General features: G+C 40.2%; 21 protein-coding genes. 18 read left to right on the forward strand and 3 right to left on the reverse strand.

All coding sequences use genetic code 11. The features are described from left to right. Positions 1-39 precede the first annotated feature (39 nt). The 5 genes from OGI71_RS04600 to ispE all read left to right on the forward strand — a co-directional run bounded on the left by OGI71_RS04600 (position 40) and on the right by ispE (position 5192). Complete coding sequence (locus OGI71_RS04600) at positions 40-1419, forward strand: TolC family protein (RefSeq protein WP_282254177.1); 1380 nt, start codon at positions 40-42, stop codon at positions 1417-1419. Between the two features lie 21 nt (positions 1420-1440). Continuing rightward, positions 1441-2745 (forward strand): efflux RND transporter periplasmic adaptor subunit, encoded by a 1305-nt coding sequence (locus OGI71_RS04605; RefSeq protein ID WP_282254178.1) that lies wholly within the window; start codon positions 1441-1443, stop codon positions 2743-2745. A gap of 120 nt (positions 2746-2865) precedes the next feature. After that, positions 2866-3822 carry a helix-hairpin-helix domain-containing protein gene (locus tag OGI71_RS04610; protein ID WP_282254179.1) on the forward strand — a complete coding sequence of 319 codons (957 nt, stop codon included), beginning with the start codon at positions 2866-2868 and terminating at the stop codon, positions 3820-3822. Further along, positions 3809-4336, forward strand: a complete 528-nt coding sequence (locus tag OGI71_RS04615; RefSeq protein ID WP_120257369.1) for an adenine phosphoribosyltransferase — start codon at positions 3809-3811, stop codon at positions 4334-4336. The genes OGI71_RS04610 and OGI71_RS04615 overlap by 14 nt, the downstream gene beginning before the upstream one ends. A gap of 34 nt (positions 4337-4370) precedes the next feature. Next, a complete protein-coding gene (gene ispE, locus OGI71_RS04620; protein ID WP_282254182.1) occupies positions 4371-5192 on the forward strand; it encodes a 4-(cytidine 5'-diphospho)-2-C-methyl-D-erythritol kinase in 822 nt (273 codons plus the stop codon). A gap of 73 nt (positions 5193-5265) precedes the next feature. Here ispE and OGI71_RS04625 read toward each other — a convergent pair whose 3' ends face one another. Then, entirely contained in the window at positions 5266-6111 is an 846-nt protein-coding gene (locus OGI71_RS04625; protein WP_282254183.1) for an ATP cone domain-containing protein, read from the reverse strand. A gap of 134 nt (positions 6112-6245) precedes the next feature. Between OGI71_RS04625 and OGI71_RS04630 the strand changes: the two genes are divergently transcribed. Continuing rightward, entirely contained in the window at positions 6246-6542 is a 297-nt protein-coding gene (locus tag OGI71_RS04630) for a DUF2892 domain-containing protein (protein ID WP_282254184.1), read from the forward strand. Between the two features lie 295 nt (positions 6543-6837). On the opposite strand, the gene ychF is transcribed toward OGI71_RS04630, so the two are convergent. Next, entirely contained in the window at positions 6838-7938 is a 1101-nt protein-coding gene (gene ychF / locus OGI71_RS04635) for a redox-regulated ATPase YchF (protein WP_282254185.1), read from the reverse strand. A 68-nt stretch (positions 7939-8006) separates the two neighbouring features. Here ychF and OGI71_RS04640 point away from each other — a divergent pair, with 68 nt between their 5' ends. The 11 genes from OGI71_RS04640 (at position 8007) to OGI71_RS04690 (ending at position 23499) form a co-directional block, all read left to right on the forward strand. After that, positions 8007-8354 (forward strand): Rieske (2Fe-2S) protein, encoded by a 348-nt coding sequence (locus OGI71_RS04640; RefSeq protein WP_282254186.1) that lies wholly within the window; start codon positions 8007-8009, stop codon positions 8352-8354. Between the two features lie 76 nt (positions 8355-8430). Beyond that, a complete protein-coding gene (locus OGI71_RS04645) occupies positions 8431-9435 on the forward strand; it encodes an NAD(P)H-dependent glycerol-3-phosphate dehydrogenase (RefSeq protein ID WP_282254187.1) in 1005 nt (334 codons plus the stop codon). Positions 9436-9451: 16 nt separating this feature from the next. Continuing rightward, positions 9452-10351, forward strand: coding sequence for an oxygen-dependent coproporphyrinogen oxidase (hemF, locus tag OGI71_RS04650; RefSeq protein WP_282254188.1), 900 nt, complete (start codon positions 9452-9454; stop codon positions 10349-10351). A gap of 17 nt (positions 10352-10368) precedes the next feature. Beyond that, complete coding sequence (locus tag OGI71_RS04655) at positions 10369-11628, forward strand: pitrilysin family protein (RefSeq protein WP_282254189.1); 1260 nt, start codon at positions 10369-10371, stop codon at positions 11626-11628. Next, positions 11618-12940, forward strand: coding sequence for a pitrilysin family protein (locus OGI71_RS04660; RefSeq protein WP_282254190.1), 1323 nt, complete (start codon positions 11618-11620; stop codon positions 12938-12940). Before OGI71_RS04655 ends, OGI71_RS04660 begins: the two co-directional genes overlap by 11 nt. A 71-nt stretch (positions 12941-13011) precedes the next feature. Further along, complete coding sequence (locus OGI71_RS04665; protein WP_282254191.1) at positions 13012-13965, forward strand: 3'-5' exonuclease; 954 nt, start codon at positions 13012-13014, stop codon at positions 13963-13965. 27 nt (positions 13966-13992) lie between these two features. Next, the gene (gene trxB / locus OGI71_RS04670; RefSeq protein ID WP_282254192.1) at positions 13993-14949 is read left to right on the forward strand and encodes a thioredoxin-disulfide reductase; all 957 of its coding nucleotides are present in this window, start codon (positions 13993-13995) and stop codon (positions 14947-14949) included. 584 nt (positions 14950-15533) lie between these two features. Beyond that, entirely contained in the window at positions 15534-18587 is a 3054-nt protein-coding gene (locus OGI71_RS04675) for a TonB-dependent receptor (RefSeq protein WP_282254193.1), read from the forward strand. Positions 18588-18602: 15 nt separating this feature from the next. After that, entirely contained in the window at positions 18603-20072 is a 1470-nt protein-coding gene (locus tag OGI71_RS04680) for a RagB/SusD family nutrient uptake outer membrane protein (protein ID WP_282254194.1), read from the forward strand. Between the two features lie 33 nt (positions 20073-20105). Further along, complete coding sequence (locus tag OGI71_RS04685) at positions 20106-21698, forward strand: arylsulfatase (RefSeq protein WP_282254195.1); 1593 nt, start codon at positions 20106-20108, stop codon at positions 21696-21698. Positions 21699-21876: 178 nt separating this feature from the next. Then, a complete protein-coding gene (locus OGI71_RS04690) occupies positions 21877-23499 on the forward strand; it encodes an arylsulfatase (RefSeq protein ID WP_282254196.1) in 1623 nt (540 codons plus the stop codon). 194 nt (positions 23500-23693) lie between these two features. Here the strand turns inward: OGI71_RS04690 and rnhA are convergent, their stop codons facing one another. Continuing rightward, positions 23694-24188 carry a ribonuclease HI gene (rnhA, locus tag OGI71_RS04695; RefSeq protein ID WP_282254197.1) on the reverse strand — a complete coding sequence of 165 codons (495 nt, stop codon included), beginning with the start codon at positions 24186-24188 and terminating at the stop codon, positions 23694-23696. Between the two features lie 209 nt (positions 24189-24397). Here rnhA and OGI71_RS04700 point away from each other — a divergent pair, with 209 nt between their 5' ends. Then, positions 24398-26233: an alpha-L-fucosidase gene (locus OGI71_RS04700; protein ID WP_282254198.1), complete on the forward strand. Its 1836-nt coding sequence runs from the start codon at positions 24398-24400 to the stop codon at positions 26231-26233. The last annotated feature ends 56 nt before the right edge of the window (positions 26234-26289 follow it).

The raw sequence follows: 26289 nt of genomic DNA on the forward strand, positions 1-26289 counted from the left end.
GTTCAAATCTATAAAAATTGTATGGTTCTACATATGAACATGAAAAGATTTTATTATTCTGCAGTAATATTTACTGGTTTTTTTCTTGGAACGAACAACCTAATCCAAGCTCAACAGGTAGTTGGGGTAGCCGAAGCTATACGCATGACTTTGGAACGTAATGTGCAAATTAAGCAAGCCGAATTGAGCAAAGATCTCGCTGCTCAGGACCTATTTCAATCAAAGAGTAATTTATTACCTGATTTAAGAGCTTCCGTTGATCAAAATTTCCGTTACGGCTTTGCCTTCGATTTGACCTCGGCACAAATTGTCAACAATGCATGGACTAGAACTACCGCTGGATCGGTAGGGTCTAGCGTGAATATATTTCAAGGTTTCCAACAAGTCAATCAAATAAAGGCAAATAAATTACAGCTGGAATCAGCAGCTACACAGGTGGATAAAGTGAAAAATGATCTTGTTTTAAATGTCCTTGTGAACTATTTAGAAGCCATCACCAATCATGAATTGATGGTAGCAAGTGAAGATCAGATTGCCTTATCGAAACAACAATTTTCATTAGACTCTATTCAGTTTTCTGTTGGGAATAAGACCATTGCTGATCTTGCAAAATCAAAAAATCAGGTCGCTACGAATGAATTGAACAAAGTAAATTTGAAGAATTCGTACGAGATGTCCTTATTAACTTTGAAACAATTGATGGAAATGCCTTCCGAAACAGTAATTTCTTTAGAACGCCCAAGTTTGGAATCTGTTTTGCTAAACGCAGTAGATAAAAATGCGATGGATGTATATCAGAAAGCATTAACAAGACAACCGGATATTCATAAATCTGCTTTGGATAAGGATGCCGCATTAAAGCAAATCGATATTGCCAAAGGGGGATATTATCCAACACTCAATTTGAGCGTAAGCTATGGTACAAATTATTCTTCAGCGACAACTCGACAAACTGACCCATTAGATATTACAACGATATATCGTGTACCTTTTAGCCAACAAATATCGGACAACAAATCATTTTTTACAGGTTTGTCACTTGCTGTTCCAATTTTTTCTAAGAATCAGAATAAGGTTAACGTCGCGAAAGCTAAGATTGGTTTAAAACAGGCGGAGGCTGCTGAGCAACTGGCAAAGAACAATTTAAATAAGGCCGTTAGCCAAGCTGTTTTGGACGTTAATGCCGCCAAACAAAAATATACTTCAGCAACGACAGCATTCGAAAGTGCTGAAACGGCTTACAAAGCAACCAAAGAACGATACGATATCGGCATGGCAAATTCCCTGGAATTATTTACGGCGCAAACCGAACGGAACAAAGCGGAATTTGATCTGATTCAAGCAAGATATAACGTAATATTCAGATCTAAGATTATTGATTATTACTTAGGAAATCCAATTCAATTCGACAACAATTAACCTATTTGATTAGCAAAAACAATGGCAAAGAAAAAACGTAGTGTAGTAAAGATTCTATTAATAGTCGTAGCGCTCCTGGCAATTTTTGTTTTTATCGGCTTTCAGGCCGGTTGGTTTGGAAAAGGAGAGATTACTAAAGTCGCTGTAGACGTTGTGAAGGAAACGGATGTAGATGAATTGGTGTCTGCCAGTGGAAAAATACAACCGGAAATAGAAGTTAAGTTGAGCTCGGAAGTTTCGGGTGAGGTTGTTGAACTAAATATCAAAGAAGGTGACTTTGTAAAAAAAGGACAAGTACTCTGTCGGATTAAACCCGATATCTTACAGTCTGGCTATGATCGCTCTGTAGCAGCGATGAATTCGCAACGTGCCAATCTAGCGGCTGCACAACAACAACTAAAACAACAGGAAGAAAATTTCAAAAATGTAGCTGCAACTTACAAGAGAAACCAGGAGCTTTTTGAAAAACGGGTTATTTCCGCAGCTGAAATGGATAAGAGTTCTTCTGAGTACTTTTCGACCCTCGCAGCGATACAGGCCCAAAGAGAGACTGTAAAATCAAGTAGATATGGGATCGATCAATCACAAGCTTCTGTAAAAGAAGCTCAGGATAATCTGAACAGAACAACCATTTATGCTCCGACGGATGGTATTATCTCTTTATTGTCTATCGAACAGGGAGAACGTGTGGTGGGAACAGCGCAAATGGCAGGTACTGAAATTATGCGCATCGCCAATATGTCTTCGATGGAAGTAAATGTTGATGTCAATGAAAATGATATCAACAACGTCAGAGTAGGAAATCAAGCTGAAATTGAAGTAGATGCTTTTCAAGATAGAAAATTTAAAGGTATTGTTACCGAAATTGCAAGCTCATCCAAAAATATCGCAACGACAACAGCGGCAACCTCATCGACAGACCAAGTCACCAATTTTAATGTAAAGGTGCGTATTAGCGCGGAATCTTATCAGGATCTGATCAAAGAAAATGTCGCTTCGCCGTTCAAGCCTGGATTATCCGCTACTGTACAGATTTTTACAAAACATGATAAAGGCCTGGTTGTACCTATCCAATCGGTTACTGTAAGATCGGATGATAAAGATTCTACGAATACAAATAAGAAAATACAAGAATATGTATTTGTTTTAAAAGATCAGACAGTAAAACAAGTTCCGATCAAAACTGGAATTCAAGATGATAAAAACATTATTATTCTATCCGGATTGAAAAAAGGAGATCAAGTCGTTTCTCGACCATTTGATGCTATCTCTAAAACGCTAAAGGATGGTAGTAAAGTGGAAAAAGTAGATAAATCGGTGTTATAAAATTATATCGGTACAATATTTATAACAAAAGAGAGGTATTTTTTAATACCTCTCTTTTTATTTTCCTTCTAATTTATTAAATTTATGCAACCCAATCCCTAACAGCTTATGAAAAGGCTATTGACTTATTTTAAATTTAACAAAACAGAGCAAAATGGGTTCTTTGTTATATTGGTGATAATCATCGTCTTTAGTATTATATATTCCCTTGTTAGTAGAGAAGATAAAAATGACCCGATTGCCCATCAAGCAAGGGTTTTTGAGCAGTCATTTCATGATTCAACTGATGTCGAAGATTATCCAAATAAGAAATTTAAGGTAGCCGATGTTCATTTGGAAAAGAGGGTAGCACGTTCAGGTCCGGATCCCGGTATAGAAAATAACGTTGTAGATACTAAGCTATTTTATTTTGATCCCAATAATTTATCTGTAGAAGCATGGCGCGAGCTTGGCCTCTCGGATAAGCAAATTGCTGTGATCAAGAACTACGAGAAAAAAGGTGGCCGGTTTAAAGATAAAAATGATGTTAGGAAAATGTATTCCATCAATGCAAAATTATACAAAAAACTAGAACCCTTTATCCGCATTAAAGTGGAGACAACAGGTCCAAGTACGGTAGCTAAAGCCCCCTTGCTTTACGATAAATTTGAAACCAATCATGCCGAACTTATAGATCTTAATACCTGTGACACAATAGCCTTGATGAGCCTCAAAGGGATCGGTACAATTCTTTCTAAACGCATTTTGAAATATAAAGAGGTGCTTGGCGGTTTCTATCGGATAGAGCAGCTAAAAGAAGTTTATGGTGTCACTTCGGAAACATATGAACTCATTAAGGACTATATTACGGTGTCTAATTTAGAGGGAATCAAAAAAATCAATATTAACCAGATTGATGCCAATTCATTGGGCAAACATCCGTATCTTAGCCCAAAGGATGCGAAATTAATAGTTAATTATCGAGATCAACATGGCAATTATGCTAATATAGAAGATTTTACCAAGATAGGTACACTTTCAGATCTTGCTATTGCTAAAATCGCGCCGTATTTAATATTTGAGAATGATTCAAGATAAATTGAAACTGGAAATCCGGGATATTGTGGATTTTCCAAAACCGGGTATTGTATTCAAAGATATTACCCCCTTGTTGAAAGATGCTGAACTTTGCAATGAAATGATCGACGCGATTATTGACCAACTTCAAGGAATAGAAATTGATGCTATTGCAGGTATTGAAAGCCGTGGATTTCTTTTTGGATTTTTACTTGCCAACAGATTAGGATTGCCCTTTATTCCAATTCGTAAGCAAGGAAAATTACCATTTAAAACGATTTCTGAGTCTTATGCGCTAGAATATGGTCAGGCAACGATAGAAATTCATGAAGATGCATTCGAAAAAGGTAGCCGTATTTTGATCCATGATGATCTGTTGGCAACGGGCGGGACTGTCGTCGCAGCAAGCAAACTTATTGAAAAATTGGGCGGAGTGATTGCAGCCTATAGTTTTATCATTTCATTGGATTTTCTCAAAGCAAAAGGCAGATTGTCTCGATTTAGTGATACGATCTCCTCGTTGGTGAGCTATTAATGTAGAATTTAAGTGTTGATTTAGACGATATCATATGATACTCTTTGCAAATGCTAAAATAAATATTGGACTGCAGGTGGTTGCCAGGCGAACGGATGGCTATCATGAATTGAATAGCATTTTCTATCCCTTACCAATCTATGATATTATAGAGATACTGGAGACAGATGCACAAGATTCTACGCTGACAATACAGGGGTACCACATACCCGGCGAATTTGCAGATAATCTCTGTTTAAAGGCGCATGCATTGTTAAAAAAGGAATTTGACATTCCTGCTGTCAGAATTGATCTAATCAAACAAATTCCAATTGGAGCTGGATTGGGCGGCGGATCTGCGGATGCATCGTTTGTATTGAAAGGACTTAATGAGCTGTTTAAACTAAATTTGACAAGTCCACAGTTAACGAGATATGCCGCAAAATTGGGGGCAGACTGCCCATTCTTTATTGCAAATACACCCGTGTTTGCAACTGGGATAGGGACAGATTTTAAGGAGATACCGCTTGATCTGAATGAATACCATATCGCGGTTATCATGCCTGATATCCATGTCTCTACAGTCGAAGCTTACAGTGGAGTGAAACCGATGCCCTCAGATGTTAATCTGGAAGAGGCGATCCGATTGCCTATTCAGGAATGGAAATTCCATATTCGAAATGATTTTGAAGAATCTATTTTCGAGCGTTATCCCTTGCTCAAAGAAATTAAAGATGCTTTGTATCATAAAGGGGCAATATACTCCTCTATGTCAGGCTCTGGCGCTGCAATCTATGCCATTTTTTGGGAAAAGATGGATTTAAGTGAGTTTTCCAAATATGGTAAGGTTTACTATCCCGTTGCGTTAGACAGATAATTAAAGTTTGTAAAAAGCAATAGGCTATATTTAGGTCTAAATGTATGCCTATTGCTTTTTTAGACTGATAATATTAATATTCTTCTTCTACTTTGTAATCTAATAGCTCACTAGCTTCTTTGAGGACCTTCTCTTTTCTTTCCTTGTTAAGTCCAAGAATATCCAGTTTATCCGGATTGTTTACAAGATCTTTTACCAAGATCAACTGATTTTTTAAGAGCTGCTGTTCTTCCAGGTCCGAAAGGGTGGTTAAACAGGTGACCGGATAAAAGACTGCTTTATCGACTCTTCTTTTGATACTATTCTCTTTTGGATAATCCCAAGAAAGCAAGTTGATGCCGTAATAAGTTGCAAAATCGATCGAATCTGATGTAAAGTAGGCATTAGTGATGAGCCAGCCTTCCTGAAACTGTAATTTTTTGCCAAAAAAATCATAATCAATTCCACTGATATCTTTGAACCTCGATAGGTAGTACATTGGTGTGGTAACGGAGATCTTGGCGTCAATGTCATTTCTAAACTTACACTCCGCTGTCATCAACTTACCGTCTTTATAAGCGACAACATCCAATTCATGGGAAACAGCATGACCTTGTACCGTCTGCCCAGTGGTGCTTTCATAACCGATTGAACGAAGCAAATGTGAGATGTATTTTTCAAAATAAAAACCCTCAGGTCCAAGATCACGTAAGGCTTTTTTTAGGCTGTATCGTGCGGCAAATGAGTTTCGAACGGTTTTCAGTGTATCGAAAGCCAACTGATATAACTCCCTGGTTGAAATCCCATCGTATATTTCACCGACAACACTATTATATACTTCGTTTACCTGATCGCTATTTGCTCCCGAACGGGAAAGAGAATGCCGTAAGGCGTCTCCATTAAAGGGTACTAATTCTCCAGAATATTTTTTGACTTGCATGGATATTTAATTTGATAAATACGAATATAAGGGATGTGATCCGAGAAATCATATAAAAACTATTATTCTATTTCTAAACTTTTTTGGATCATAATTTGTTTACATAAAGAAACAATACTTAAATATAGATAATTATGAGTAACCTATTGCTATTTGCATTTGACAAGATTAAGGCTAAGATAAAAGATGATTGCATTGAGGAGAATATCGGTGCTTCCGAACGCGTGCTGTCTGTGATTGCGGGTGGCTTTATTTTGGGTTTGGGCGTAAAAAAGATATTTAAATCTCCACTGACTGGGCTTTCAGGATTGACCCTTGGTGGGACGTTAATTTATCGTGGTGTAACAGGACATTGTGATGTCAAAAAATTGCTGGAAGATAAAGATGTTAAAAAAGTTGAGGTAATAGAACACCGTTATTTTGTTAAATAACATAGGGAATAACTGTATTCTGCTAATAAATAAACCAGCTTTTGTAGCGGCTTACCGATATTTTATTTGAAGATTGTAAGGTACACACTTTTTCTTGTTAGTAAGATGTCATCATCATGTTGGTGCAATGACTCGTCTATAGATAGGTGGACTCAACGTTGAATAACTGGGGCTGTAGTAAATATAGAGCGAATATACTGGAAATTTGTGGGTTAAAATATAGTGCAAAAATAAGCGGCCGAAAATTATCTTTTCAGCCGCTTATTTTTTAAAATCCTGCTGTTTAATCAGCTATTTATACATTAAAACGGAAGTGCATAATGTCACCATCTTGCACAATATAAGTTTTTCCTTCTACAGCTAATTTGCCGGCTTCCTTTACAGCACTTTCAGAGCCTAGACTAACAAAGTCATCATATTTGATCACTTCAGCACGGATAAATCCTTTCTCAAAATCTGTATGAATGACACCAGCTGCCTGAGGCGCTGTGAAACCAGTCTCAATTGTCCAGGCACGTACTTCTTGAACGCCTGCTGTAAAGTAGGTCGCTAAATTTAATAAGGAATATGCTGCTCTGATCAACTTATGGACACCAGATTCTTCTAATCCGAGGTCATCCAAAAACATCTTACGCTCTTCGTAACTCTCCAATTGAGCGATTTCAGACTCAATTTGTGCAGATATAACCAATACTTCAGCTTTTTCATCTTTCACGGCTTCTTTTACACGATCCACATAAGCGTTACCCGTATTGACAGAGCCTTCATCCACATTACATACGTAAAGTACTTGCTTTGCGGTTAACAAGGCTAAGTCTTGGATAAATTCAAAATCTTCGGCTTCAATAGGTGCTGTACGTGCTGACTTGCCTGCCTCCAAATGTTCTTTAACGACAGATAGGATGTCAAAGGTTTTCTTAGCATCTTTATCACCACCGGTTTTTGCCATTTTCTCAACTTTTTGGATACGCTTTACCACAGTATCCAAATCCTTAAGTTGCAATTCTGTATCGATGATTTCTTTATCTCGGATTGGATCTACTGAACCATCCACGTGGATAACATTACCATCATCGAAACATCTCAAAACGTGGATGATCGCATTTGTTGTGCGGATATTTCCTAAAAACTGGTTACCTAATCCTTCACCTTTTGATGCTCCTTTTACCAATCCGGCGATATCGACGATTTCAATGGTATTTGGAACGATACGTTGTGGATTGACTAACTCAGCTAATTTATTTAGACGGGCATCCGGTACGGTAATTACCCCAACATTTGGTTCAATTGTACAAAATGGAAAGTTTGCTGCCTGTGCTTTCGCATTCGACAGACAGTTAAATAATGTTGATTTACCAACGTTTGGTAAACCTACGATACCGCATTGTAAAGCCATATATAGTGCAAATTTTTGAAATTCCACAAAGATAGAAAATTCACTGTAATTTTTAACTATCTTGTGGAATGCTTCGATGGTACAAAATTGATAACGCCCAATTTCTAAAGGACAAGGGGATAACAGAGCATAATTTTGGCGGAAAGACCATTTGTCTTACTTGGTTTGAAGATCAATTGCATGCCTTCTCCAGGAAATGTCCCCATGCGGGCGCTCCGCTCAAAAATGGTTGGTGTGAACGGGGTAAAGTGATCTGTCCCTTCCATCGCCATGAATTTGATCTTGTAACAGGCAAGGGTAATCCTGCCCAACATGACTTTATCCATATTTACCCCGTTAAAGAGGAAGAAAACACCTATTATGTGGGTATTGAGAAAGGATTTTGGCAAAGTTTTCTCGGTTTTAAAAGTAACTAAAGTATCATATCTCTTGATGCAATCGCATATCTAAGCAGTAAATAAGTATATTTGCTTTCGAAAACAAATTAAAAACATGCAGGGGAAAAAGATTGGTATAATTGGTAGCGGAAGCTGGGCGACGGCCATGATCAAGATGCTATGCGAAAATGACCAAGACAAACATATTTTTTGGTGGATTAGAAAAGAGGAGGATGCAGAGTATATTCAACAATTCAAACACAACCCGACCTATTTGAGTGGTGTTTCTGTTGATTTGAGTATTACAACCATCGATACCAATGCCAAAAATGTTGTTGTTAATTCAGATATTGTTATTTTAAATACGCCAGCAGCCTATTTAAAAGATGCATTGAGAGGAGTCACAAAGGAGGATTTTAAAGATAAAATAGTCGTGTCAGCCATCAAAGGGATTATTCCTAAGGATAACCTGATTATCGGCGAATTTTTGGAACAGCATTACGCGGTCGATATCGAACGGATCTGTGTGGTCGGAGGACCTTGTCATGCAGAAGAAGTCGCATTAGGCAAGCTTTCCTACCTGACATTTGGATGCAAAAATTTGGATAGTGCAGCCCTGGTTGCTTCGTTTTTGTCTTCCAGAGTCATTAAAACGATCTTGTCGGAAGATATTTTAGGAATTGAATTTGGAGCGGTATTAAAGAATATTTATGCCCTTGCCGGGGGTATATGCCATGGGTTGGGCTATGGCGATAACTTTCAGGCAGTTTTGGTTTCCAATGCTATCCGCGAGATGCGTCGGTTTGTTGCTAAAGTAGATGGCGATACATCCCGAGATGTCAATACCTCAGCTTATTTGGGAGACCTGTTGGTTACAGCATATTCGCAGTTTAGCCGCAATAGAACATTTGGTAATATGATCGGTAAAGGGTATAGCGTGCAATCGGCTCAACTTGAAATGAATATGGTGGCCGAAGGTTATTATGCTTCTGCTTGTATTCAGGAATATGCCGAAAAATATGCTGTCGAATTACCTATTTGTGATGCCGTATATTCAATTTTATATCAACATCAGCCTGCATCTAAAATTATTCAAGCCCTGAGCGAAAAATTAACATAAACTAGCGATAGAGTAGATGATTACAAAAGAAGCGATAGCTTTAGCTTATAAAGAAATTCAAGATGAAATATGCCAGGCTTTGGAACGCTTGGACGGTTCGGCCCGCTTTGAGGAGGAACTATGGGAAAGAGAAGGTGGTGGTGGTGGCCGAACACGGATTATTCAAAACGGCAATATATTGGAAAAAGGTGGAGTTAACTTTTCCGCTGTGCATGGCAAACTACCCGAGACAATAAAAAAAGCGTTTGGCGTCGATGAAGACGATTTTTTCGCCACAGGAGTTTCGATTGTCATTCATCCCAATAATCCGTGGGTACCGATCATTCATATGAACATCCGATATTTCGAATTGAATGAACAGATGCGTTGGTTTGGAGGAGGGATTGATCTGACACCACATTACGTGAATGAAGATGATGCGCAGTTTTTCCATCAACAATTGAAAACGGTCTGTGATAAACATAATCCGACTTTTTATGATGAATTTAAAAAATGGGCCGATGACTATTTCTTTATTCGTCATAGACAAGAAACCCGTGGAATAGGAGGGGTTTTCTACGATAAATTAAATACAGCGAAAACAGGTATGGCTATGGAAGATATCTTGGCATTTTCCTGTGACTTAGGTCGTAGCTTTGCACCGACCTATACTGCGCTGGTTGAAAAAAACAGAAATAAAGTATATAACGATACGCAGAAAAATTGGCAATTGATCCGTCGGGGACGCTACGTTGAGTTTAATTTGGTCTGGGATTCTGGTACTAAATTTGGACTGGAAACAAATGGCCGTATCGAGTCCATACTGATGAGTCTACCATCTCAAGCCAATTGGGTATACGATCATCACCCTGAAGAAGGCTCCGAAGAAGCCAAGACCTTATCCTTGTTGCGAAAAGGTATTAACTGGATTTCATAAAATCGAAAAAGAACTAGATGGTTTCATACCAAAAATTTACTTTAGAAAACGGCCTACGTGTGTTGGTACATGAGGATCATAACACAGCAATGGCCTGTGTAAATATATTGTACGATGTAGGTGCAAGGGACGAATCTCCGGAGCAAACCGGTTTTGCTCATTTATTTGAACACTTGATGTTTGGCGGTAGCGTCAATATCCCTAGTTTTGATACAGAATTACAAAAAGTAGGTGGTGAGAATAATGCTTTTACCAGCAATGATATTACCAATTACTATATTACTTTACCCTCTTCCAATCTGGAAACAGCCCTTTGGTTAGAATCGGATCGTATGTTAAGCTTAGCATTCTCTCCACAGAGCCTTGAAGTACAGCGGAATGTAGTAAGTGAAGAATTTAAACAACGTTATCTCAATCAGCCTTATGGGGATGCTTGGCTCAAATTGCGTCCTTTAGCGTATAAAGTGCATCCATATCGTTGGGCCACCATCGGCAAAGAGCTAAAACATATCGAAGATGCGACCATGGAGGATGTCAAGGCCTTCTTCAAATTGCATTACAATCCACAGAGTGCAATTATGGTTGTCTCGGGTGATGTTCATTATGAAGAAGTTAAATCCTTGGTTCAGAAATGGTTCGGCGATATTGATCCCGGTCAAAAATATAACCGTCAGCTACCGCAAGAACCGATACAAAAGGAACTAAGAAGGGAAACGGCTTTTGCTCCAGTACCACTAGATGCACTTTACATGGCTTTTCACGGACCGGCACGACTGGAAGATGGTTACTTTGCGATGGACCTACTCTCGGATATTCTTTCCAGAGGATCTTCATCAAGACTATACCGTAGACTAGTAAAAGAAGAGCGGCTCTTTAGTGAATTAAATGCTTATGTGATGGGTAGTATTGATAATAACCTGTTTGTTATCGAAGGTAAGCCTTCCGAAGGAATATCGTTGGAAGAAGCCGAATGTGCAGTATGGGGAGAACTCGATCTGTTGAAAAAAGAATTGGTGTCTAATATCGAGCTGGAAAAAGTTAAAAATAAAATCGAGTCAACCAATGTATTTGCTGAATTATCAATCTTGGATAAGGCAATGAATTTGGCCTTTCATGAGTTGCTTGGTGATGCCGATGGTATCAATACCGAAGTGTCGAAATATTTGGCTGTTACGGCCCAAGAAGTACAAGCACAAGCACAAGCTATTTTTAATCCCGAAAACGCATCAGTATTAATGTATAAAGCACAAGAGGAGGAGATACGACATGTTGGATAGAACAAAAGCACCTGAATTCCGTGAAATCGGTCATATAAGTTTGAAAGAACCTGTCAAAAAGCAGTTCGCAAACGGATTGCCAGTGTATGTATTTCATTCTCCTGAACAAGAACTTGTCCGCATTGAATGGATTTTTGAAAATAAATACCTCGATGTACAAAATGAAAATCCGCTACTGAATAGTGCATTAAGTGCATTGTTAAAAGAAGGTACAATGAGCATGTCAAGTGCCGAGATTGCAGACAAAGTAGATTTTTATGGTGCATTTCTCGTCCCTGAATACTCCTTTGATGTAACCTCCTTGTCTTTGTATACATTGAACAGACATAGTCAGGTTTTGCTACCGCTTGTCAAAGATATACTGACAGAAGCATCTATTCCACAGGAGGAACTTGATACCTATCTACGTAACAACAAGCAAAAATTTCAGGTATCCATTCAAAAAAATGATTATTTGGCACGACGTAAGTTTTACAACTTGGTTTTTGGTGAAAGCAACCGTTATGGTCGTACGCCAAAACTAGATGATTATGATGCGATTAATCGTGATCAATTGATTGCATTGTATCAGAAAGAGATTGTACCGAGCAATTGTACATTGGTTGTGTCGGGAAATGTTTCTGATAATTTGATGAAAGAGTTGGAGCAGATTTTTGGATTCGAATGGCCCGACGATACAGCAGTCACTACGGCAAATAATCCTGTATTTATTCAAGATGCCGGTGGTATAGCTTATGAAGAAAAAGAAAATGCACTACAATCAGCTATTCGTCTGGGGAATCAAACCATTTCGAGAACCCATCCCGATTACCCTGCGCTACAATTTGTAAATACATTATTGGGTGGATTTTTCGGTTCGCGATTGATGCGAAATATCCGTGAGGAAAAAGGATATACCTACAGTATTGGTTCGGCGGTTGCGACCTTAAAACATACCGGCTTTTTAACAATTGCTACGGAAGTTGGTGTAGATGTAACAAATGCAACGTTAACAGAGATCGAGAAAGAAATCAACCTGTTGAAGACCACATTAGCCATGGACGAAGAAGTCGAGTTGGTGAAAACCTATATGGAGGGATCGATGTTGGGTTCTTTGGAGAGTATCTTTTCTCACGCGGATAAATTCAAAAATGTCTTGTTGAACGATATGAGCTTAACGTATTATTCTTATTACATGGAACAGGTCAAAAACATGACACCCGAGAAAGTTCGTGATATCGCAAATAAATATTTCGATTTTAACCAAATGATTAAGGTTGTCGTAGGTAAATTCAATCAGTTGGAACCGATTCATCAAGCGGTTGTAAATTAAATTTCACAGACTACAAAAATCAAATTCAACTTTGTATTTTTGGTTTTTGTAAAAAAAGCATACTATCCAGCATGGAATTAAAATTAAAGAGGCCATTGGTATTTTTCGATTTGGAGACGACAGGAGTTAATGTCGCGACAGATCGTATTGTAGAAGTATCATTTTTGAAAGTGGTGCCCAGTGGTGAAGAAACTGTATATACGAAGAAAATTAATCCAGAAAGACCGATTCCTGCAGAATCAACGTTCTTTCATGGTATTCGTGATGAAGATATCAAAGATGCACCAACATTTAAAGCCATTGCGGTAGAATTAGCGGCATTTATTGGCGATGCGGATTTGGCAGGATACAATTCAAATAAGTTTGATGTACCTATGCTTATGGAAGAATTTTTACGTGCAGGCGTGGATTTTTCGTTGGAAGGGCGTGCCTTTGTTGATGTACAGAACATCTTCCATCAAATGGAACAGCGTACTTTAAAGGCAGCGTATAAGTTCTATTGTAATGAAAATCTTGAAAATGCACATACTGCTGAAGCGGATGTGCGTGCTACGTATGAAGTCTTAAAAGCACAGTTGACAAAATACGAAGGATCAGCATTTGAAGATCGTCATGGCGTTGTATCTTATCCTGTTGTCAATGATGTTGCTGCATTGCACGATTTTACAAATTTAAGTAAACCCGTAGATTTCGCAGGCCGCATCGTATACAACGAAGATGGATTAGAGACCATTAATTTTGGTAAACACAAAGGAAAACCAATTGTAGAAGTCTTTGAACAGGAGCCCAGCTATTATGCGTGGATGCAGAACGGTGATTTTCCTTTATATACCAAAAAAGTACTGGAAAATATCTGGATCAGATATAAGAAAGAAAAAAGCGAGCAAAAAGCGAAAGCAACTCCGACGCATTCAGTAGAAGATAAAAAAACTGCTAAAAAGGAATTCAATCAGCAAAAAGAGGAGAAACCTCAAAATATCTCTTTGGATATGTTGAAAGGATTGCAAGATAAATTTAAAAAATAACTTTATTAATAGCTTAGAAAAAGGATTATGGAATTCAAACAAGAAGTGGAGCATGTACAATGTCTGATTATTGGTTCAGGACCGGCGGGATATACTGCAGCAATTTATGCTGCCCGTGCGGATATGAAACCAGTGGTATATACAGGTATTGTACCGGGGGGGCAGTTGACACAAACCACAGAAGTGGACAATTTTCCGGGATATCCAAAAGGGATTACCGGTCCAGTTATGATGGAAGACTTACGGGAACAAGCTGAACGCTTTGGAACATCCGTACGCTTTGGTTATGTGACAAAGGTAGACTTCACAGGTGATGTACACCGCGTAGAAATCGATGGAACAGTTCAGGTTACTGCCGACACCGTGATTATTGCTACAGGAGCAACAGCGAAGTGGTTGGGCTTAGAATCTGAACAAAAATATAACGGTTTTGGTGTGTCAGCTTGTGCTGTCTGTGACGGTTTCTTCTTTAAAAATCAAGAAGTTGCCATCGTAGGTGCTGGCGATACAGCTGCAGAAGAGGCGACTTATCTCGCAAAATTGTGTTCGAAAGTTCACATGTTGGTGCGCCGTGATGAGTTCCGCGCATCTAAAGCAATGGTGCACCGCGTCATGAACACACCGAATATTGAAGTACATTACAACTCCGAGGCTAAAGAGGTTTTAGGGGATGGTCAAGTGGTGACAGGAATCCGTGTAATTAATAATAAAGATCAATCTGAGAAAGATCTTGAAGTAACAGGTTTCTTCGTTGCAATCGGTCATAAACCCAATACGGAGTTGTTTACTGGCGTATTGGAAATGGATGAAACAGGCTATCTGATTACCAAGCCAGATAGTACTGCAACCAATATACCAGGAGTGTTTGCCTGTGGAGATGTACAGGATAATATATTCCGCCAAGCGATTACTGCGGCTGGTACTGGTTGTATGGCTGCACTTGAAGCAGAAAGATATCTTGCTGCAAAAGAAAACGGAGAATAAGATCCTCCAAATCGTGGATACCTTTGGGATATCAACTCTAGCGAGGATGAAATCGCAAAAAAATTATAAACATAAGCCCGATTCGATATCGGGCTTATGTTGTTTTAGACCATTATCCTCTACAATAATCCTATTGATAGATTTATCTTACGAGAATAAATAATTTTTTTTAGGGAAGAACTGTCACTAATACCCCGCTAATTGATCCTTCTCACACAATAAAGAGCCTTTTATAAGAAGATCATAAATAGTTTTCAAAAAGACTACTTATTTAGTAGTCTTTTTGAAAACTATTTATATATTTGTATTGTCGTTAACAATTGGCGTTGGCAACGAATATAAAATCTAGACTACAAATTTTGAACAAGTATGAAAAACGACTATCTAAAGCCGCTAAAAGGCAACCTAAAACCTATCCCAACTTTTAATCTCTTCCTCTTCATTTGTCGAATGCGAATGTGTAGTTAAGCACAACCATCTTTCTTGTTTATAAACCATTAAACAAGCAATTCGAGTTTAAAAAAAACAAGAGTACCAAATGGCGTTGGCACTTGTTTGCATATTCACATTAAATAGAACTGACAATGAAAAATTTCAGCGTACTTTCGTATGCTATTTTAGTCGTGCTTTTTCTCTATACATTCGTATCTGCGAAAGCACAGCAACCTCAACCGATTATCAACGCGTCCCTAATAGGTACAGTTATTGACGCAACGACCAAAGAACCCATCGAGGGGGTGACCATACAGTTGGAGGCTGTTACACATAACGTAAAAACAGATCAGAAAGGGAAATTCCAATTCGTAACCGGGCAAAAACTGCCTTTTACATTAATCTTAACTTTTGTTGGCTACCAGAAGAAAAGAATAATCGTCAACACATCACCGGCAATTATTGAGTTGGTCCCTTCATCCGAAGATCTGGAGGAGGTGGTCGTGGTGGGATACGGAACTCAAAAGCGCCGTGATCTGACGGGAGCTGTGGCATCTTTGCCAGAAAATCTGCTCCGGCAGCCTGTTTCTTCGCTAGATCAGACCTTGAAAGGAGGTGTCTCCGGTGTTCAGGTTACACAAACTTCGGGACAACCCGGCGGAGGGGTGAGCATCCGCATTCGGGGTGGGGCTTCCATACAAGGGGGAAATGAACCACTGTATGTCATCGATGGATTTCCAGTCTACAACCAGACAGAAAGCACTGGTGTGGGAAGCGGCACCCCCGTCAATCCGCTGGCCAGCATAAATCCGGCAGATATAGAAAGCATTGAGGTCCTAAAGGATGCGGCTGCAACAGCAATATATGGATCTCGTGGGGCAAATGGCGTTATCTTGGTCACAACTAAAAAAGGTAAGGCCGGCCATGTACAATTGAACTATGACGGAAGTATAGGCGTACAGCGTGTTCTCAAGAACATTGATGTCTTGAATGCCCATGATTTTGCCATCCTTCGCAACGAAGCTTTATATGATGCTAATCCCAGCTTAGGTCCATACCAATATCGTAAACAGGCAGAGATAGATCAATTGGGCGAAGGAACAAATTGGCAAAAAGAAGCTTTTCGGACAGGTAACATACAAAATCATCAACTTGCACTGTCTGGCGGTGCTGAAAAAGTACAGTATTTTCTCGGTGCCAATTATTTTGATCAACAGGGTGTTATCGCAAATACAGATTTCAAACGCTTGGGGTTCCGTTCCAATATCAATGCAAATCCTTTTGACCGTTTGCAGGTAGGAGCCAATGTATCTATCAATAAAACCAATGCACAGATTGCCCCAACAGGTATTGTCAATGCCTTGCTCATTATGCCACCCACAGCAACAATCTACGAGCCAAATGGTGGGTATACGTTACGCAATCCATTTGAAAATATTTTTGCAAACCCCATTGCGACATTGAAAGAAACCACAAATACATCAAATAGTTTACGCATTCTGGGTACTACCTTTGCGCAGTATCGTATATTAGAGGGGCTACAAGCTAAAGTGCTTTTTGGGGTTGATCTCAACAACCGCGATGATAAATTCTATCTACCATCCTACATCTATGAAGGGAGCGGATCCAAAGGAGAGGCAAGTCTAGGAAATTTAGATGGAACATCCTGGTTGAATGAAAATACCTTAACCTATACCGGCGCTATCGGACAGCATAATTTTAATGCTTTGCTTGGTTTTACACAGCAGGAAAATAAAAATGAAGTATTTAGGGCTGGAGCACAGAATTTTGTTACAGACGATTTGCTTTTCAATAGCCTACAAAGTGGTTCCACCATTATACGCCCTTCTTCGGATACCTACAATTGGGTGCTACATTCGTACCTGGTGCGGGTTAATTATAATTATGCCAATAAATACTATGCATCAGCGAGCATACGTCGCGATGGAAGTTCCAGATTTGGTGCCGACAATAAATGGGGTAATTTCCCCTCATTGGCATTCTCCTGGCGTGTAGCGAATGAGCCTTTTTTTAAGCAAACTTTTCCCGGCGTCAGTGATTTTAAGATACGCACCAGTTTCGGTACCACAGGAAATCAGGAGATCGGTCAATATCAGTCACTTTCAACCCTGTATAGTTTAAATTACCTCTTTGGAAATAACCTGGCCACAGGCTTTGCCTCGCAACGGATACCCAATAAAAACCTGGGCTGGGAGACGACCTTTCAATATGACGCTGGTTTTGACCTTGCTGTCCTGAACAATAGACTACAGTTTACGATTGATTATTATTACAAAAAGACAAAGGATCTATTACTAAATGTGGAGATCCCCTGGACTTCGGGTTATGCCACCTCATTGCAAAACTTTGGTTCAGTTTCCAATAAAGGCGTGGAGTTTGGTTTGAAATCAAAAAATTTACAAGGTAATCTGAGCTGGAATACCGACCTGAATATTTCGTTTAACCGCAATAAAATACTAACTATCGGTGAAGGTGCGGTATCCTATATCTCAGGAAACTATATTATTAAAGTCGGCGAGCCCCTGGGTACTTTTTATGGTACCGTTACCGACGGTATTCTACAGTTGGGTGAGGAAAGTAGTAAAGGTGCATTGACGGGAAATGCAAATCCAAAGGCAGGGGATCGCTTATATAAGGATATCAATGGAGACGGTCAATTTACAACAGCCAACGACCGTACGCTAATTGGTAATGCGCAGCCTGATTTTATATTCGGTATCAGCAATACTTTTTCCTACAAGGGGTTTGATCTCTCTTTCTTGATTCAGGGAACAGTTGGTAACGATCTACTGAATATCAACCGTCAAAATCTTGAGATGTTTACGGGACAACAGAATGCATCCATCGATGCGCTTGACCGCTGGACTGCGGGTAATCCAAGTCAACTGTATCCTAGAGCGAAACTAGATCCCGCTCCTATATTTTCGGATCAATTTGTTGAAAGTGGTTCATTCGCACGATTGAAGTCCTTACAACTTGGCTATAGCTTTCCAAAAGAATGGTCAAAAAATGCGCACATTACAAATCTGAATCTGTATCTGGCGGCGCAAAATCTATTGACCTGGACGAGTTATAAGGGATTTGATCCGGAGGTAACTTCGGGCAGCAATGTTCAGATTGGGACGGATGCCGGCATTTACCCAGCTGCCAAATCCGTTTCCTTAGGTGTTTCCTTAACCTTTTAAGTTTTACAGATACCAATGAAAAAAATATATTTCAATCTTACCGTAGTATTGATTTTGCTGACAGGAATATCCTGCTCAAAATTGACAGAAAACCCCGAAAGCGCATTAGTTTCGGAGCAGTTTTACCTCGATCAGGGGCAAGCCGTTGCCGCAGTAACAGGTACTTACCGCAAATTGTATGAGACAGGGCAGTCCCTTTACAACAGCCTTTTCCAGATTGGAGTAGAGATGGCTACAGATGATTATGAAGCTGGACCCAGAGCACGAAATGCCCATGTACGTGCCCTAAGTAATCTGACCCATGATGCCTCAAATGATCGAATGGAGCAACTCTGGAAACAGAGTTACGATGCAATTAATGCATCAAACCTAAACATTGTCCATATCGAAGCGATGACACAAAATCAGATTGATGCAACGGTACAGCAGCGTTTGATCAATGAGGCAAAATTTCTCCGTGCACTGCACTACTTCAACCTGGTACGCTGGTTTGGTCCAGTTCCACTTGTGGTACGTCCTATTGAAACCTTATCCACACAAGAGTTGTATGTGACAAAGGCCTCTGAAGATGATGTGTATGCACAGATCATAAATGATCTGAAAGCGGCCTCCGGTCTACCAAATTATAAGAATTATACCGATGCAGATAAGGGGCGTGCTACATCCGGAGCAGCCAGAAGTCTTTTGGCTAAGGTATATCTAACCCGAGCGGATTGGACAGATGCCAAACTGCTTGCTAAGGAGGTGATTGATAAAGAGGGTTATGCACTTTTTCCGAGCTTCGCTGATGTCTTTGATATAGAGAAAAAAAATGGTGTTGAACATATTTTCTCGGCACAGTTTAAAGGAAACAGCGGCTATCAGGGCAATTCATTGGCCAGTCGTTCGGCACCAGCCGATATACCAGGTATCAATGGTGATTATGCCGACGCTCTACATGCCGAAGGAGGGCTTTACAAAAGCTTTGTAGCAACCGATAAACGTCTCCCCATTACATTTACAATTGGCATGACATCACCTACTGACGGGAAATACTATGCATTGGCTAAGCCACAATTCAATAAGTATTATGATGAGACCGTGGTCGGTAACCAGTCACAGTCTGCTAAGAATACACCCATCATTCGTTATGCTGAGGTCTTACTCATTTTTGCTGAGGCGGAAAATGAGTTAAATGGTCCTACGAAGGAAGCAAGAGATGCAATCAACGCAGTGCGTACGCGGGCAGGGGTGGAGAACGTACTGGATAAGGAGAATAAAGATAGTTTTCGGGAGCTTGTATTTGAAGAACGGCGCAAGGAGCTTGTGTATGAGTACCAGCGCTGGTTTGACCTCGTACGTCGGGGAGCAAACTATTACATCACAAAACTCAAAACAGCGGGGAAAACAAACGCAGCAGCAAGACACCTTCATTTTCCAACTCCGCAGCGAGAGCTGAATTTAAACCCAAAACTGGTCCAACATCCGGATTGGTTGACGAAATAATAAAGATATAAGTTCAACAAAACGAGTTAAATTATGAAAACAGTATTTATTCTTTTATTGACCGTTCTAAGTTGCTTCCTGAATAGAAGTATAGCACAGGATAAACGGCCAAATATTGTCTTGATTCTGGTCGACGATTTGGGTTTTTCAGATATCGAGCCTTATGGTGGAACAGATTTCCATACACCAAATTTAACGGAATTGGCACAACAAGGCACGCGTTTTCAGGAGTTTTATAACAATTCAATCTGTGCCCCAACACGCGCAACATTGTTGACTGGGCAATATGCCCATCGTGCCGGTATGGGCTATTTTAACGTTAATCTCGGTTTGCCCGCCTATCAGGGATTTCTAAATCAGGAATCGCGGACATTGGCCGAAATACTGCGAGGAGCTGGTTATTCGACTATTATTTCCGGAAAATGGCATGTCGGCGATGATAATGATCAATGGCCTGCACAACGTGGGTTTGAACGCTCCTTTAATTTTGTGGGTGGAGCCTCCAATTTTTATGAAATCAATGATCCCGAAAATCCCACCGTACCCTTGTATCGAAATAACAAAGCCTTCTATTTACCTAAAAATCGGTATCTAACAGACGAAATCACTGATCAGGCAATCGGTTTTCTACGCGAGCAAGCACAGGATAAAAAACCATTTTTCTTATATCTCGCCTTTAATGCACCACATTGGCCTTTGCAGGCTCCGGAAGAGGAAACCCAAAAATATAATGGTGTATACCAACAAGGTTGGGACAGCCTGCGTGTGAAACGCTACGAAAATGCACTTCAAAAAGGTGTTTTTCCTAAAGGTCAGATGATCGCTGCAAAGGATTCAAGTGTGCAGGAATGGAACAAGCTTACTTATGATGAACAACAATATTGGCAACGTCGGCAACAAGTGTTTGCCGCAATGATCGATCGTGTGGATCAAAGCATCGGAAAGGTTCGGCAGACATTAAAAGAACTAAAAAAAGATAGGAACACCATTATCATCTTTTTATCCGACAACGGCGCCCAAGGTGGTGAGCGTAATCGCATTTATACATCCCGAAATACCGAAACCGTTGGTTTGCCCGGCTCCTATGATGTACAAAATAGCAGTTGGTCTCAAACAGGCAATTCACCCTTGCGAAGCTATAAGGACAATCCTTACGAGGGCGGCATTGGTTCACCATTTATTGTCTGGTATCCCAAAGAAGTTAAAGCCAATGTTGTGAAGCGGGGAACAGGACATCTGATTGATATTGCGCCTACATTGTATGATTTTGCACAAGCGAAATATCCATCGAAAGAAGGAGACTTGACCACCAATCCACTACCAGGTATAAGTCTACGGCAACTACTGCGTACAGACAAAAACCAGGTTGACCGCCAAGCCCCCCTGTTTTGGGAACGGGCCGGAAACAAGGCTGTTCGATATGGTAAATGGAAACTTGTCTCCTTATTTAAGGAGGGAAATAAGCCGCAACTTTATAATATCGACGAAGACCGCGGGGAAAATAGAGATCTCGCCGATCAATACCCTGAGATCGTTAAAGACCTCGAGGCTCGTTATACAGTCTGGGCAAAAGAGAATGGTGTAGTAGATTATAGACTGCTGAAACCAACTGGTCAATTTCGCTAAGTTCAGAAAGTAACTAGTTGATGGACACATAATTTAAATAGATGAAACCATCATGATTTATTCAATCGCACTGGGAAATGAATAACCGAGCAAAGCGAGTTCATGAATACCGCTTAAAACATACACTCGATGAATAAATCCGATAGCTTCATCACGATTAAAAAACAAATTTATAAGCATGAAAAAGATAACATTATATATAGCCCTTATTTTGGGATGGGCAAGTACTGTTCTGGCACAAAGTAAAAAGCCAAATATTATCTTGATTCTCGCGGATGACCTTGGGTATTCAGATTTGGGTGCCTACGGCTCAGAGATTGAAACCCCCAATCTCGACCGTTTGGCGAATGAAGGGATACGCCTGAAACAGTTTTACAATAACTCCATATGTGCACCTACGCGTGCATCACTGATTACGGGGCAGTATCAACACAAAGCAGGGGTGGGGTATTTTTCAAATGATCTGGGCCTACCGGCTTATCAGGGTTATATCAATGCGGAGTCGTTGACTATCGCTGAGGTCCTTCGCTCCAATGGCTACATCACAGCGACATCAGGCAAATGGCATGTATCTGGTAAAGGTAAGAGTCTACCTTGGGATCGCGGTTTCGACTTAGTTTTCCCGAGAGAGGAAAAGAATGCTGATTCGGGCGCTCCAACTTTCAATAAAACAACAGATTCCGCGGGTTATCCCTTGGAAAGTTCCTTTTCCACAGAGCTGATCAATCGGGCAGCTGAAGGCTTTTTGGATCAGATCAAAGGTCAAGATAAACCTTTCTTTTTGTATTTGGCACATACTGCCCCACACTGGCCTTTAGTTGCCCTGCCAAAGGATATTGCCAAGTACAAGGGACGCTATGATAAAGGATGGGAAAGTATCCGTCGTGAGCGTTTTGAGCGTCAGAAACAATTGGGTATTGTTGAAAATGGGAGTACGCTCTCTGTTGCTGATGGGGATATTTATGATTGGGAGCGTTTATCTTTTGATCAAAGACAGCTATGGGCCAAGAAAATGGAGGTATTCGCTGCGATGGTCGACCGTTTGGATCAAACTGTAGGCAAACTATTGCAAAAACTGAAAGACAACGGACAATTGGACAATACCTTAATAGTGTTTCTGTCTGATAATGGAGCACCTGCAGAGGATCTTGTTCGTTGGTTTCATGGTGCTCGATTAAATAGCGGTCCGGTTGGTACCGTGGGTTCATTCGAATCACAAAGTAAAAACTGGTCCTATGCATCAAATACACCATTCAAGGCCTTTAAAGATTATACCTATGAAGGTGGTATCAATGCGCCGTTTATAGCTTGGTTTCCGGGCAAGATCGCACAGGGTATTAAAAAGGGTACTGGACATATCATAGATTTGGCGCCGACCTTCTATGAATTGGCTGGAGCTGCGTATCCAAAAGAATATCAAGGACATCAGGCGAATAAGCTTCCAGGGAAAAGCCTAGTTCCCGTACTGTTACAGCAGGAGGATACGGTCAAACGGGAAGAAGGTCTGTTTTGGGAACGGGCAGGAAATCGTGCCGTACGGATCGGAAAGTGGAAATTGGTATCAACCTGGCCCTCCTATAAATGGGAATTATACGATCTGGAACAAGACCCTACAGAACGAAAAGATATAGCGAGCCAAAATCACGAAGTTGTATCACGTTTATCAACAGCTTATTTTCGCTGGGCAAGGGATAATGGGGTGGTGGATTTCGCCGAATTGGAGAGCAAGGAGCCTGTCAGTATGAAGGAGTTTAGAGCGAGTAAAACCCAAGAAATCGCTACACCAGCGTTTCGCTTTTAGGAGGGAGAAGCATTGATAAAATTGAGCTACTGATATATGCGAGGGGAATGTAAATTGATTCGAAGAAGTCTAGGCCAAACAAAAGAGCAGCAAATCCCTTGGATTTGCTGCTCTGCTATAATAATTGAACATACGATATTCAATTCTAATTTGGTTCAGTTTTACAAAATTGACATTTGGAACAGTTGTATTCACTATTTGTTTTCTTCGACTTCAAATACTGTATCAATCTTCCAGGTAGTCTTATCTTTGGAAGCAGCAACAGCCAGGCGGTCGCAGCGTTCGTTCAAAGGATGACCAGCATGCCCCTTGACCCATACCAGTTTGACCTTGTGTAGTTTATAAACGTTCATTAAACGTATCCATAAGTCCTTATTCTTTTTACCAGCAAATCCTTTTTGGATCCATCCATAAACCCATTTTTTATCAATCGCATCAATGACATATTTGGAATCGGAATATACGGTAACTGTTTGGTTTAAATTTTTTAATGCTTCCAGCCCCACAATAACAGCCATCAACTCCATGCGGTTGTTTGTCGTTTTTCGATACCCTCCTGAAAATTCCTTTTCGATGAGTTTCCCTTTAAATGCTTCGTTGTCGCCTGTATAAATGGTCCTCAAAATGGTTCCATAACCACCCGGTCCCGGATTTCCGCTTGATGCCCCGTCTGTATATAATTCGATCATACCCTTCAAACTTAGATAAATTTGCGTTGAAATACAATTATAATTGCACCCCTTGCCTCTACAGCTTGGTACTCTGTCACTAATATTGGGGAGTTATACGGTTTAGCAAAGGCTTCTTCGCTGTAATTTATCGCTTACACAATAGGATTCTGACGATTTATATGTATTTTGCCGGCTTAAACTCGTTATGTAATTGATAATTTAGCTTTATGAAGTTTCAAAAGGTTTCTCTTTTTGTTCTTTTGGCGTCGACCTGTCTAAACGTCACCGCCCAGAACAATGTACCAGCACAAAAAATGGAATGGTTTGAGGATGCCAAACTGGGGATTTTTATTCATTGGGGTATTTACTCCGTTGATGGTATCTCAGAGTCGTGGTCATTCTTCAATAATTATATTAACCACGATAATTATATCAAGCAGCTTGATGGATTTACAGCCAAAAATTATAAGCCAAAGGAATGGGCTAAATTGATCAAACAAGCTGGGGCAAAGTATACGGTTATCACGACAAAACATCACGATGGGATTTCCTTATGGAATACCAAAGCGGATAAGGCTATTACAACAATGAAAGATGCTGCTGCAAAACAAGATGTTATTACACCATTTGTACAAGCTATACAGCAAGAGGGCCTGCATACAGGTTTATATTATTCATTGCCAGATTGGAGCCATCCCTATTATGATGTGTTTACTCGCGCAAGAAAGCGTTATGAACTGGCCAAAGAACCCAACCGTTGGAACCATTATGTAGAATATTATCAGAAACAACTCAGTGAGTTATCACAGCAATATAAACCCGAACTGATCTGGTTTGATGGGGACTGGGAACATAGTGCCGAGGAGTGGAAAGCAAAGGAAACTCTGGCGCTGTTGCGTAAACATAATCCGAATATCATTATTAATTCGCGGTTGAACCATCACGGTGATTACGAAACGCCTGAACAAGGTATTCCTGTAACCCGTCCGGAAACTAAGTTTTGGGAACTCTGCTACACCATGAACGACTCCTGGGGCTATCAACCATTTGACAAGAAATACAAATCACCCAACATGATTATCCGCACCTTGGTTGATTGTATCTCGATGGGCGGAAATCTGTTGTTGGATATCGGTCCAAAAGCCGATGGAAGCATTCCTGAAGAGCAAATGAATATTTTGAAGCAGCTGGGAAGATGGACAAATAAACACGCAACGGCTATTTATGGTACAAGAGCAGGTATTCCATTTGAGAATTATCAAGGAAAGTCCGCTTTGTCAAAAGATGGGAAAACACTTTATCTCTATGTATATGAGCAAAAACCGCAATTACAACTAAAGGGTTTGCTGAATACAGCTCTTCCAGAGCTTTCAGTTGTGGGGGATGCCGCCTCAAAGGTGACAGCAACTACTGCCGATGCAGCAATCCAATTGGATCTAACGAAAGTTAACTTCGATCAAGATGTTACCGTTTTGGCGTTGAAATTCAAGGATAAGGTTCAATGGCAGGCTCCACATGGAAAAGAGGTAAGCCTGGAAAATGTTTTAAACAACAAACATACTGGTACTGCGTTAAATCAAATTGCGTCAACACTGCATGTTGGAAAGAATATCTTCGATCATTCCGGTTTGACATTAGACGGTATGGAGACTAAGTTGGCTACGGGGCACCTGACAAATCCAATCGTGTTGGATTGGGTTAAAAAGCATGCTGAAGCACTTTACGAAACCGGAAAAGGCTTGCCAGAGGGACATTATGAAGGCTTAAGTGCACTTTCCAAGGATCGTCAGACCCTGTATCTTTTTGTGGAAGGAACTCCAACAGGACCTATTGCACTTAAAGGAATAAAGAATGGTATTGCACGTATTCGAGTCGTAGGTGAAGGTTCTATGATCAACCATGAGATTTTCAATAAGCTCTATTGGAGCAGTATTCCGGGGATAGTTTATATCCAGGCACCAAAAGAGCGTTTGGATAAAAATATGACAGTGATTGCGGTATTGTTGGATTCGCCTTTAGCATTGCACCGCGAAAAGGTAGGCGCAATTGAAAATAATCTGTAACTTCCTTTTATTAAATTATATCGAGCCCAAGATAATCCTATCTTGGGCTTTTTAGT

Origin of the sequence: Sphingobacterium sp. ML3W, assembly GCF_029542085.1 — a bacterium.
Taxonomy (GTDB): Bacteria; Bacteroidota; Bacteroidia; order Sphingobacteriales; family Sphingobacteriaceae; genus Sphingobacterium.

Bases quoted from the DNA above. Each gene is read 5' to 3' on its own strand.
- OGI71_RS04600 (WP_282254177.1), top strand. From the start codon at position 40: ATGAAAAGATTTTATTATTCTGCAGTAATATTTACTGGTTTTTTTCTT.
- OGI71_RS04605 (WP_282254178.1), top strand. From the start codon at position 1,441: ATGGCAAAGAAAAAACGTAGTGTAGTAAAGATTCTATTAATAGTCGTA.
- OGI71_RS04615 (WP_120257369.1), top strand. From the start codon at position 3,809: ATGATTCAAGATAAATTGAAACTGGAAATCCGGGATATTGTGGATTTT.
- ispE (WP_282254182.1), top strand. From the start codon at position 4,371: ATGATACTCTTTGCAAATGCTAAAATAAATATTGGACTGCAGGTGGTT.
- OGI71_RS04625 (WP_282254183.1), bottom strand. From the start codon at position 6,111: ATGCAAGTCAAAAAATATTCTGGAGAATTAGTACCCTTTAATGGAGAC.
- OGI71_RS04630 (WP_282254184.1), top strand. From the start codon at position 6,246: ATGAGTAACCTATTGCTATTTGCATTTGACAAGATTAAGGCTAAGATA.
- ychF (WP_282254185.1), bottom strand. From the start codon at position 7,938: ATGGCTTTACAATGCGGTATCGTAGGTTTACCAAACGTTGGTAAATCA.
- OGI71_RS04640 (WP_282254186.1), top strand. From the start codon at position 8,007: ATGCTTCGATGGTACAAAATTGATAACGCCCAATTTCTAAAGGACAAG.
- OGI71_RS04645 (WP_282254187.1), top strand. From the start codon at position 8,431: ATGCAGGGGAAAAAGATTGGTATAATTGGTAGCGGAAGCTGGGCGACG.
- hemF (WP_282254188.1), top strand. From the start codon at position 9,452: ATGATTACAAAAGAAGCGATAGCTTTAGCTTATAAAGAAATTCAAGAT.
- OGI71_RS04655 (WP_282254189.1), top strand. From the start codon at position 10,369: ATGGTTTCATACCAAAAATTTACTTTAGAAAACGGCCTACGTGTGTTG.
- OGI71_RS04660 (WP_282254190.1), top strand. From the start codon at position 11,618: ATGTTGGATAGAACAAAAGCACCTGAATTCCGTGAAATCGGTCATATA.
- OGI71_RS04665 (WP_282254191.1), top strand. From the start codon at position 13,012: ATGGAATTAAAATTAAAGAGGCCATTGGTATTTTTCGATTTGGAGACG.
- trxB (WP_282254192.1), top strand. From the start codon at position 13,993: ATGGAATTCAAACAAGAAGTGGAGCATGTACAATGTCTGATTATTGGT.
- OGI71_RS04675 (WP_282254193.1), top strand. From the start codon at position 15,534: ATGAAAAATTTCAGCGTACTTTCGTATGCTATTTTAGTCGTGCTTTTT.
- OGI71_RS04680 (WP_282254194.1), top strand. From the start codon at position 18,603: ATGAAAAAAATATATTTCAATCTTACCGTAGTATTGATTTTGCTGACA.
- OGI71_RS04685 (WP_282254195.1), top strand. From the start codon at position 20,106: ATGAAAACAGTATTTATTCTTTTATTGACCGTTCTAAGTTGCTTCCTG.
- OGI71_RS04690 (WP_282254196.1), top strand. From the start codon at position 21,877: ATGAAAAAGATAACATTATATATAGCCCTTATTTTGGGATGGGCAAGT.
- rnhA (WP_282254197.1), bottom strand. From the start codon at position 24,188: ATGATCGAATTATATACAGACGGGGCATCAAGCGGAAATCCGGGACCG.
- OGI71_RS04700 (WP_282254198.1), top strand. From the start codon at position 24,398: ATGAAGTTTCAAAAGGTTTCTCTTTTTGTTCTTTTGGCGTCGACCTGT.